The organism is Streptomyces sp. NRRL F-2580 (assembly GCF_000720115.1).
GTDB lineage: Bacteria > Actinomycetota > Actinomycetes > Streptomycetales > Streptomycetaceae > Streptomyces.
Genome location: NZ_JOIR01000075.1, coordinates 1 through 10281 on the forward strand (window position 1 = coordinate 1; position 10281 = coordinate 10281).

The following is a 10281-nucleotide window of genomic DNA, read 5'->3' on the forward strand; positions in this document are numbered from 1 at the left end:
GAGGCCTTCGGCGACGATCGCCCGCAGCCGACCGTCGTCGGCGCCTTGCTGTTGGGCGTCGAAGAGGCGCTGCGCGTAGGCGGGTGGGAGGTGGACGGTGAGGCGTCGCATGCGGCCGTCGTCGGTGGTGCCGATGGGTGCGGTGTACCCGAACCGGGCGCGGGTCTCGACGGTGATCCCGGTGCGGGTGGCGGCTTCCTTGCGGCGGCGGTCGCGGACCTTGGGCTGCCAGCGTGCGCGTACGGCGGTGTCGATCCGGTCGGTGATGGCCTTGGGCGGGGTTTTGCGTTCGCCGGTGCGGTAGCGCTCGATGGAGCGCTGGCTGACGCCGAGCTCGGCTGCGACGGCCCTGGTGGTCTTCAGCTTGCCCATCAGGAAGTTGATGCGGCCCTTCAGTGTCTTGGGCGGCTCTCGCGTGAACGTCTCGCGGCCCGCGCGCTCCAGGGCGTCGTCGATGTCCCCCACGGCCTATTCTCCTTCGTCCGTGACGGCGTCGCCGCCCTTGATGTGCCGGGCCGGGTTCAGACCCTTCTCCATGAGGTCCACGGCCCACGCCATCTCCTGCACACCTTCGACCTTCGCGAGGCCCGGCGTCGTCCCGAGACGGAAGGCACCGGGGAGCGGCTTGCCGGAGGTGGTGTAGGGCAGGAAGTCGAGCGGGGACGGCCCGGGGCTCGCGTAGACGACACAGTCCGAGAGCACACCGAGCGGGTACTGCCCGGTGGCCTTCGCCGTGTTGGCCATCTTGCGGTGCATGTTGACCCGCGCCTTGGAGATGACCGCCGCCCGGATGTCGGGCCGCCAGGTCGGCCGCTCCAGCGCCGGCCACCGCTCCCCGTCGCGGTAGTGGCGTCCCTGGGGGCGCTCGCGGAGCTTGCCGATGCCGCCCTTGACGGTGGCCTTGATCGCGGCGAGGACGGCCGCCATCCCGGGATCCACCTGCTTGTGGTGCTCCATCGCGGCGAGGAACTGCCGGTCGTCCAGCTCGGCACTCACGCCCAGATCGGCGAGCGTGTCCACATAAGCCGTCTTGAGGCGGTCGTGCCACGGGTCCAGGTAGGCGCCGGTCTCCCGCCGTAGGTACGCCTCGATCGGGGCGACGTCGTAACCGAGTTCCTGGGCGTAGGCGAGGGTGTGCGTCTGGTACCAGGCCGGCCCGGTCGGCCGCTGCCCGGAGGGGGTGAACGGCGAGGGCAGGCGCGGGTCCAGCTCGATGTGCGAGAGGTCGACCAGCCAGGAGCCGGGGATCTTCTTGTTGAAGGTCGGGCGGTGGAAGTGGTCCGGTGCGGACAGGCCGACGACCAGACGCGCGGCCGCCGCGAGGAACGCGGTGTTCAGGTCCAGGCCGATCGCGTAGGGCCGCAGGCACTCCTCATCCGTGAGCAGCTGCGGGTCCCGCACCCACTGGTAGGCCTCCTCGTCCAGAACCCCGCCGGTCCATCCCTGCGCGGCGGGGTGTTCGGTGGGGGCCTCCGGCGGGGCGGGGTCCATCGGCTCGGTGCCGAGCGAGCCCGGGTTGTACGCGGACTCCCACTCGCCCGTGGTCTCGTTCTTCATGGCGCGGGTCGGCGGGCGCAGCGCGGTCATGAGTTCCAGCCCGGAGGTGGCGGTGGAGCCGCGCGGTGTGATCACCCGGGCTGCGTACGTACCCAGGGTGCGGGCGACGTCGGCTGGCTCCATGCCCGCGACGCCGGGCCAGGACCGTGCATCGAGCGCGTCCCACGACAGGATTGCGAGCTGCACGCACTGCCGCTGCCCGGCCTGCGCCGGCCGGTAGATCCGCGCCCACGGCCCGAACCCGCGCTGCGTCAGCTTCCACTTCGCCTTGGCGAGCTGCTTGACGACCGGGTGGTCGTCCTCCAGACGCAGGGAGCGGCGTTGCTCGTGGCCCTCCAGCCGCTCGGGCATGCCCAGCCGCACGGCGGCCGCCGCGGTGAGGACGACCAGCGGATCACTGTCCTTGCCGTTGCGGTTCAGCCGCGGCGCACCGAGCCCGCACTCCTTCAGCGTCCACTCCACCAGCTGCGCAATCGTGGTGGCCGGGCAGTCCAGCACGATCCCGTCCACGCCGTACGCGCTCCCGTCACCGTCCAGAACCACGAGCGGACCGTGCGGGAACCGCGGGTCGACAGCCGCCAGCGGAGCGGCCTTCCTCACCGGGCGGCGGGACGTCGTGCGCGCAGCCGGCACGGGCTCTGCGGCAGCCGGAGCCACAGGCGTGGCGGCGGGCGCGGCCGGGGCCGGGGCCGGTTGCTGGGTGGCGCCGGTGAAGGTCTGCGGTGCCGCAGTCGGCGCCGGCGCGGCCGCCGGGTATCGGTCGGCCCAGCCCTCCAGCAGCCGCAGATAGGCCTGCAGCCGCGGCGGCCTCGGCTCTGAGCGGCCGTTCTCCCAGTTCTTCACCGTCTGCGCCGTCGACTTCAACGCCTGCGCAAGCTTCACCTGTGACACCCCGGCCGCTTCACGCAGCCGGGCCCGCTCCGCCGGCGGCGGCAGCTGCGGCTCGCCCTCCAGCAGCGCGTCTACCGCCTCGAACAGCTCTTCCTGACTCGGCATCACTCCACCTCCACCCCAGACACTAGCAGAATTTAACTCTGAAATCGCCTCTGAATTTAACCCTTGAGAGTGTTCTTGGGGTAGTGGTTCTGTTTACGAGGGTGCGCTGCCCTTCGACAGTGGTTTGGGAGACGCCTCCTACTCGGAGTCCGGCTCCATGCTCGCCACGTGATAGGCGAAGTACTCCACGTCGGGGTTCTGGGAGAACGCTGCGGACCGTGCTGCTGTGAGGAGCTGGCGGTTGCTGTAGCCACGCCGAGCGGCTTTGACCAAGCCGCCGCGGAACTCCTTTTGCTGCTGCTCGCTGGGCTCGTTCCCGTGAGCTTCGTTCCAGCTGGCCGTCCACACTTCGCGGGCACCGTCCATCCGCGTGAACTGCTCCCATGAGACGGGGGCATGGCGGAGCTGGGCCAGCGACAGCCCCCATGACAACGTGCTGCTCTGCTTCGTGCCGGCGATCACAGCGGCACAGATGATCTCTCCCTCAGAACGGCCTTCCTCGGTAAGCACGGCGCGGGCATCGAGGAACTCGTCCCATTCGGCCTGTGATGGGGAGTGATCCCAGTCATCGCTGTCTGCAGCAATGGCCCAAGCATGCAGCCAGGCCGACTCAGCGGCTGCTGCCCAGAAGTCCGCTTCCTGCCATGAGTGCGGGGCGCCCCCGTTGAGAAGATGGTCGGTTTCCGAGGGGCGGGCGCTTGTCGTCGTCAGGATGCGACGCGCTTCCTGCTGGAGGTCGGAGACGCGGCGCCACGCGATCCCGCAGCAGTAGCGGAAGACGTTAAGAGGCAGCACCTTCGGGCTCGTCATCGCGATCTCGATGATTTCGTCCCAGGATTCTTCAGGCAGCCCAGCGGTCCGAAAGCGGTCGATGCTGCTCTTCCAGTCCGCGGGCAGCTCGGCGGACCGACGGACAGAGTGTCGGCCTATCTCCCATGCTTGCCAGGCGGTCAGAAATGTCTGCCGGTAGGAGAGCTTTGGCAGGTCCTGTTCGGTCAGTACCTGCGCTGCTTGCTTCAGGGCCTCTGCCCACCGCAGAGCATCGTCCGCGACGTTTGCGACGACCGAGGCGTCGACGGTGGCGGAACTCTTGCCGCTGTTGCACGGTTCGCAGCTGGTGACCAGGTTGTCAGGGATGTCGGAACCTCCGAGCGCAACCGGCACCACGTGGTCAACGCGCAGAGGTACGGCCGGCGCGGAGGCCCCGCAGTACCTGCAAGTGTGGTTGTCCCTGCGCAAGATTTCGTATCGCAGGCGCTTGGAAACGGCCATGAAGTACCCCCTAGGACAGATTTGTGGCAGGGCTTGCGGGGCCAGCTGCGATCTCGCGGTTGGCTGTCAGCAGTCGTGGAGACTGGGGAGGATCTGGGCTGCCAAGTCGCTTCCGGCCCTATTCAGGGTTGGGCGCCGGCAGGGCGGGCTCTCCGAGGACCCGTGTGGGCGACTGGAGCCCGACACGCTGCCACCACAGCCCGTCCGCGTCGAGGAACTGGATGGTCAGCCGCTGATTGGTGGCGTTGACGGGGGCGATGCCTTCATCCGTCCCCACTTCGTACCCGTGCACAGGGTCGAGCAGCGGGCCCCAGCCCTGCTCCCGCAGTTCAAGGTGCCTGGCCTGACCGGCCGATACGTTGTGGAACACCCGCTGATCGTCCTCGGACCAGCGGACCGCGACCGGCTGGCCGTCGACATCGGCGTCGGCCCTGATGATCCGCAGCTCAAGCAGAGGTTCGGAGCTGTGGTTGACCACCTCGCCCCGGTTCGCGTCTATGACAGACACCACCAGTCGTGCCTGCGCCACTTGCCTGTCGGTCTCGTCCTTCCGTCGCATGCGTACCTCATGCACGGCCAACCAGAGGGCCACGCCTGTTGCTGCTGTTGTCGCTATCGCGCTGGCCGCGTCCCAGAAGTCACTCATGCGTGGACCCTAGACCCCGCGTCACGTCGCTTGGAGCGCACTTTCGTCCTCTCCTCGAACCTGGTGGGGGCAAGCCCTCAGCGACCCTGGGCAAGGCCGCCCCGTTGCTGGTGGCGGACGACGGAAGCAGCACAGTTCTGAAGCTTCCCGCTCCGAAGACTGCGCGCCGCCTTCGCCCGGGTATTGGTAATTGCGGAGGCGGTGAGCTGGAACCAGTCTGGCGCCGGGACGGTCCTACGGTGTGTGACCTCGAACCTGCCACGGCGCCGGGGCGAACGGCGCGGCTTACGCCTGTGGCCCGTTGGTGCAGTCCTTGCTCTGTCTTTCACCCTCGCGATCACGGTGGCGGCCCTAGTGTTCTTCGCGGGGTGGGACCTGCTTGGAGCCCAGGGCCTAAGGACCGAAACCCGACTTGCGTCGAGCACGCTTTTCGACCTGGTGAAACTGTCGTTTGGCGCGGTCGCCGGTGCTGGTGCGCTGGTGGCGTTGGTTGTGGCCTACCGGCGCCAGCGAGTCGACGAAGACGCGGCCTTGCGCGACGCCACCCGGCTGCATACCGAACGCTTCACCACCGCGGTCTCCCAGCTCGGCGCGGAATCTGCCGCGGTACGCCTGGGCGGCGTGTACGCCCTGGCAGGCCTCGCCGACGATGCTCCCACCCGCGACTTGCGCCAGACATGCATCGACGTCCTGTGCGCCTACCTCCGCCTGCCCTACACAGCCGAACCCGACTTGCCACCGGGGGACGCGGATGCCCGACACCTGTACCTCTTCCTGCGGGAAGTCCGACACACCGTCATCCGCCTCATCCGCGACCACCTCCGCCTGCCCCTCGAACACCCCAGCTCCTGGCAGGGCCATGACCTGGACTTCACAGGCGTCGTCTTCGACGGAGGGAGCTTCGGCGGCGCGGTCTTCTCCGGCGGCACGGTGCGCTTCGGCCGCGCGGTGTTCCCCGGTCGCACGGTGACCTTCGACGGCGCGGTGCTCTCCGGAGGCACGGTGAGGTTCGACCGTGCGGTGTTCTCTGGCGGCACGGTGTGCTTTGACGACGCGAAGTTCTCCGGAGGCACGGCGAAATTCGACCGTGCGGTGTTCTCTGGCGGCACGGTGAGCTTCGACCGTGCGGTGTTTTCCGGCGACACGGTGAGCTTTGAGCATTCGGTGTTCTCCGGCGGCACGGTTGACTTCTCTGCCGCGCGTGGCGGTCCTCCGTCTGGCCTCGTGCCTTCGAATGGGCAGCCTCTTCCGGCTGGACTACGCATACCTAACCCATGGAACCCGCCGACGGCCTGACCCCTCACCGTCAAAGGCCCGCTAGGTCACAAAGATGTCGCCCCTGGGCCGCACCGCGCGCCGCGCCTGCCCGCCGGTCCCCGCGCCCGCCCCCGCTCCGGCCGCCACCCCCGCACCCGCCGCGCCGCTGGTGCGGGGGGAGGCCGCAGATCCGCGGGCTGCGCCCGCGCACGCGAAGTGCTCCTGGGGCCCGCGCGATCTCGACCTCGTTGACCGGGCCCGTGCCCTGGAGTAGCTGAAGGTGTACCCGGCCGCGCATTCCCAGATGGTGTCGATGGGGCGGGACATCCTGCCGGAGCGGGAAGCGGGCCTCGTGGTCGGCTCACGTCAGTGGCCGCCGGCGACTCCTGCCACAGCCGCCGCACAGAAGCGTTCCCGCTCAGGCGTTCGCTCGCCAGAGGGGTGGCCAACTGGCCCGTTCCGCGATGACCGCACCCGGTACTTGCAGGCTCGCCCGCGCCTTTTCGTAGAAAACCCGACGAGCGGTCCTGTAAGCGCTGTACGCCTGGTCCCATGTAGCGGCCTCTGTTGTCGGCCGGCCTTGTGCCAGCCATTCGAGATGCCAAACTGCGTCGTTGAGCTCCCGGACCGCTTCGGCTGCGTCCGGATCGGCCAGCAGGCGCAGGGGCTCGGTCATGGCTGCGCGTCGCAACTCTGCCTTGGCAGCCTCTGCCAGGGCGTCGCCTGTCGTTGCAACGGGAGTGGGGTCCTCAGTCAAGCCCCGGTGAGCAGCCAGCCGCTGGTAGAGGACTACGCAGTCCTTGATCGCCTGGCCATAGTCGCTGTACGCCTGCAGGAGCAGCCCGTCCCATCGTGCCCCTTGTTCCCGTCGCCAGCGGCTGCGTTCGTGCAGCGCCCCGACGGCGTACGACATGACTGCGCCTACCACGACGCCGATCAGGGTCGACAGCTGATCAACCACGGATCTTCCCCCTAGCTAGACAGGCCCCCTACGACTGGCAATCCCCAGTTGGCGGCGCGTCCACTCGGCACGGTTGCCTTGAGTTGGCAAGGGATCGGATCTGCTTGGCCGAGGCTATTCGGCTTCTACGAGCCGAGCCCAGGTGGGCATGGGCAGATCGACCCTGCGGCCGGTACCGCATTCGGCGGACCCAGGCACGCGGGGCGGGGTGGGACGAGGAGGCGTCCAGCCGGTGCGGTCTCTGGCGAGTGGCGTGGCGTGCGTGTAGCACGTGCTTCTCTGCCGGGCTGCCTGCCCTACTGCGCCCATTGCACACCGAGGTCGGCGAGTGCGGTGAGCTGTGCCTGGTCGAGTCGGTCGCGGCGCTGCTTCTGGTTGGCCAGCCACACCCCAACGCGGCGGATGTCCCCGTCGGGCATCTCCTGCACACCGGCCCGCCCCGGCAGGACGCCCTCCCGCGCGATGTACTGCGCGAGGGCCTCAAGGCCCTTCTGGAACGCCTCGCCGCCCGCGCGCGGCCCGGACGCCGCAGCCGTCTTCGCCGGGGCCTTACGCGCCCGTACGGCCTTCTTCACGCCCAGCTCGCCGAGCCTGCGCTGCTGCTCGGCGTTCAGCCGGCTGAAGTCCCGCCGTTGGGTGGTGAGCCATCGTCCGATGTCGTCGCCGTGCCGGGTGACACCGGGGACGATCGCGGCCGGGCGGGCGCCTTCGGCGAGGAGCTGGGTGAGGTAGGCGTAGTGCCGCTGCCAGTCCACCGTCCACCCCAGCGTCCCCGGGTTCCAGTCGGGGTCGATGGCGGACAGGGCGGCGGCCCGCCGCTGCGCGCGTACGGGGTCTTTGCCCAGCCCGCCGGGCCGGCGCACGTTGGTCAGCCACTGCCCGACGGCCTGGTCGAGCGTGGTCGCGTGCCGCGGCGCCGCCAGGGTGCCGTGGAACTCGTAGTAGGCCCGCGCTGCGGCGAGGTTGGTTGCGAAGCCGGCGTCGGCGGTGTCCCACACGATCCCCAGCTCCTCCAGCTCGGCCGCGCGCTCGCCGGTCATGGTTCCGGCCCGGTACGCCCTGCGCTGGTCGGACAGCCACCGCCCGAGCGGAAACGCCCCCTCGGTCTCCACGTGCTCGTACGGGACGTCCAGATCGCCTTCCCGCTGCCGGTACCGCAGAGCGGCCTCCGCGCCCCGACGCCAGTCCTGCCGCTCGGTGTTGATCACCTGATAGGTGATCCACTTCGCGATCAACGCCGGATCCCGCGGCGCCGCGAACCGGAGCAGCAGCCGTGACTCCTCCTCACCCTCCTCGGGCGCCGTCCCGACCGGCTGCGACGGCTCGACGACGCGTTTCCGGGGCTCCTGCGGAACAGCGAGCATTTCCACAGCCTTTTCATCATGTGCCCGCAATCCCGCCAGTACCCGAACGAGCGGCCGGTAGGAATCCGACGAAAGCATGTCCTCCGGCTTTTCGCCTTCCTTCAGAAAAACGGGCACGATCAGGGTGGCCATCTTCCCTTCACCGGGTTTCTGCCGCAAAGCCCGCCCGATCGCCTGAACGATGTCCACGGCCGAGCCCTTCGGATCGATCAGGGCCACGCTGTCGGTGGCCCGGATATCGACGCCTTCGCCCAGAACCCTGCAATTACTGAGCACTGCCCGCCCGGCCCTGCGGCCGAAGTCTGCGAGGACCGACTGCCGGTGAGCACCCTCGTGTTCCCCGCACAGCCATCCCGACCACACCCGCTCCGGATGCCGCCCCGGGTCGACCGCGTGCAGCCGGGACGCGACCCGGTCCAGCCCGGCCGCGAAGGCCTCGGCCTCCACGGTGCGGTGGTGGAAGGTGATGGTGGTCTGCAGCCCGTGCTCGGCCATCGTCTCCAGCAGAGCGGTCTGCATCGCGGCGAGGCGCTGGCCGCGCAGCTGCTCCTCGTACCGCTCCTCACTATTCAGACGGTCCGGGGTCACGACAGGGTCGGTGAGTTCCGCCACCACAATTTGATACTTCGCCAAAAGCCCCCGGGAAATAGCCGAAGCAAGCGACAACTCATAAACGACCGGCCCGAACACCCGCTCATCGTCCATCGAGCACGCGAGTTCCTTCGGCAGCCGGTCCCAGCGCGGCCGGTTGACGTAGACCCGCCCCTCGGCCTCCGCCTCTTCACGCTCCTTGCGCTCCGTCTCCGCTTCGCGCCGACGCGTCTCCTCCCGCTCCCGCTCCTGCGCCCGAGACCGCGGGGGCCGTTCCATCCAGATCCGCGGGGTCGCGGTCATGTACAGCCGGCGCATGGCGGGGATGACGTCCTGGCGGTGGACATCGGCCCATGCTTTCCCCGCCGACCCCGAAGTACGGTGCGCCTCGTCGACAACCACCAGGTCAAACACGTCCATCGGCAGCCCGTACAGGCCCTCGTGGGCCTCGGCGATGACCGGCAGCGACGCGTACGTGGCGTACACCGTGACCGGGCCGCGCCCGTGCCACAGCCCCAGCTGCGGCGCCGACGTCGTCGTCCGCACGTCGAGCTGCCACAGCTGCGGATCGTCCTCCAACGAGCACACCGCGACAGCCGGCCCGCTGTGCCCGGCCAGCCGCCACTCCCGCACCGTCTGCGTCAGGAGATCGATCGTCGGCAGCAGCACCAGGACCCGCCCGTGCCGCGCGAGCCGCAGCGCCGCCGCAGCGGCCATAAAGGTCTTCCCGGTCCCGCACGCCGCCACCACCGTGGCCCGCAGACCAGCCTTCGGAATCCGTTTTCCAGGAGGAATATCCAACCCCCGGACAATGGCCTCCACCGCCTCCTCCTGATGAGGACGCAGCATGATGTCACCAGACTTCTGCATTCGGCACTCCGCTGAACTCGAAGCGGCGGGCAGACCCGCCGGGATGGGGTGGCGATGTTCTCGGGATGCTACACACCGCACCACCGGCATGATGCACACTGATGACTGTAGCGTCCTCACGCTGTCTACGTGACGCCCAAGTGCAGATATGTGGAGTTGTAGCGTGCCGTCGGAGCGCCTGAAGGCGTCGAAGCGGCGACGTCAACGATGCGCAACGACACGGAAGTCTCGTCGATGGGAATCCCCGTGGGGCGGCATGGTGAGGTCTGGGCCTACGATCTCCGGTGTGATCCGTCCTCTCTCAGGTCCTCTTACGTGGAGGCACCCCCTGGCTTCATTCGTGCTGACTCTCCTGATAACCACCTGCTGGTATGGACTGCAGCCGGTCTACCCGGATTGTGTTTTCGCCTTCAGTAGTTCCGGGAAGCCGGTGAGCCCGAAGGAGGCGTACCAATGGGCCATCGAGTCCGGGCAGTGCGAGCCGCCCCACGGGCGTTGGACTACCTGGATCGATTGACGTTCGCTAGACGAGCGACAAGGCAGCCCCTGACTGCTGCCAGCCGGCCCGCGCCAGCGGGCCCGGTCCTGGAGGCGAAGCCGGAAGGACCTGAAGGAGTGGGAGCGTCAGCGGACACTCCTTCGATGTTCGCGCTTGCGCGAACATCTGGTGGTGCGTCAGCACCACCCAGGCCGGCGCTTGCGCCGGCCTGGGCTCTTGACGTCCGCTTGCGGACGTCAATTCCCGCGCTTGCGGGGGAATCTGGCCG

8 protein-coding genes are annotated in these 10281 nt (G+C 68.8%); 2 read left to right on the forward strand and 6 right to left on the reverse strand.

The genetic code is table 11. The features are described 5' to 3' along the window. The 4 genes from tpg to IF88_RS0139020 form a co-directional block, all read right to left on the reverse strand. A partial coding sequence (gene tpg, locus IF88_RS0139005) for a telomere-protecting terminal protein Tpg (RefSeq protein ID WP_030724061.1) occupies positions 1 to 465 on the reverse strand: 465 nt, incomplete at its 3' end. Between the two features lie 3 nt (positions 466 to 468). Continuing rightward, positions 469 to 2553, reverse strand: coding sequence for a telomere-associated protein Tap (tap, locus tag IF88_RS0139010; protein ID WP_030724064.1), 2085 nt, complete (start codon positions 2551 to 2553; stop codon positions 469 to 471). Between the two features lie 138 nt (positions 2554 to 2691). Then, positions 2692 to 3825, reverse strand: coding sequence for an HNH endonuclease (locus IF88_RS0139015; RefSeq protein WP_030724066.1), 1134 nt, complete (start codon positions 3823 to 3825; stop codon positions 2692 to 2694). A gap of 118 nt (positions 3826 to 3943) precedes the next feature. After that, positions 3944 to 4471 carry a hypothetical protein gene (locus tag IF88_RS0139020; RefSeq protein WP_158754898.1) on the reverse strand — a complete coding sequence of 176 codons (528 nt, stop codon included), beginning with the start codon at positions 4469 to 4471 and terminating at the stop codon, positions 3944 to 3946. Between the two features lie 243 nt (positions 4472 to 4714). Here IF88_RS0139020 and IF88_RS0139025 point away from each other — a divergent pair, with 243 nt between their 5' ends. Together IF88_RS0139025 and IF88_RS47540 are read left to right on the forward strand one after the other, a co-directional pair. After that, positions 4715 to 5767, forward strand: a complete 1053-nt coding sequence (locus IF88_RS0139025; RefSeq protein WP_037808742.1) for a pentapeptide repeat-containing protein — start codon at positions 4715 to 4717, stop codon at positions 5765 to 5767. A gap of 34 nt (positions 5768 to 5801) precedes the next feature. Beyond that, positions 5802 to 6002 carry a hypothetical protein gene (locus tag IF88_RS47540; protein ID WP_199808207.1) on the forward strand — a complete coding sequence of 67 codons (201 nt, stop codon included), beginning with the start codon at positions 5802 to 5804 and terminating at the stop codon, positions 6000 to 6002. Between the two features lie 144 nt (positions 6003 to 6146). Here IF88_RS47540 and IF88_RS0139035 read toward each other — a convergent pair whose 3' ends face one another. Then, entirely contained in the window at positions 6147 to 6689 is a 543-nt protein-coding gene (locus tag IF88_RS0139035) for a hypothetical protein (protein WP_030724079.1), read from the reverse strand. A gap of 296 nt (positions 6690 to 6985) precedes the next feature. Next, complete coding sequence (locus tag IF88_RS0139040) at positions 6986 to 9514, reverse strand: DEAD/DEAH box helicase (RefSeq protein ID WP_030724082.1); 2529 nt, start codon at positions 9512 to 9514, stop codon at positions 6986 to 6988. Positions 9515 to 10281 lie beyond the last annotated feature (767 nt).

Excerpts from the sequence above, each read along its gene's own strand:
- IF88_RS47540 (WP_199808207.1), top strand. The coding sequence starts at position 5,802 with ATGTCGCCCCTGGGCCGCACCGCGCGCCGCGCCTGCCCGCCGGTCCCC.
- tap (WP_030724064.1), bottom strand. The coding sequence starts at position 2,553 with ATGCCGAGTCAGGAAGAGCTGTTCGAGGCGGTAGACGCGCTGCTGGAG.
- IF88_RS0139020 (WP_158754898.1), bottom strand. The coding sequence starts at position 4,471 with ATGAGTGACTTCTGGGACGCGGCCAGCGCGATAGCGACAACAGCAGCA.
- IF88_RS0139015 (WP_030724066.1), bottom strand. The coding sequence starts at position 3,825 with ATGGCCGTTTCCAAGCGCCTGCGATACGAAATCTTGCGCAGGGACAAC.
- IF88_RS0139040 (WP_030724082.1), bottom strand. The coding sequence starts at position 9,514 with ATGCAGAAGTCTGGTGACATCATGCTGCGTCCTCATCAGGAGGAGGCG.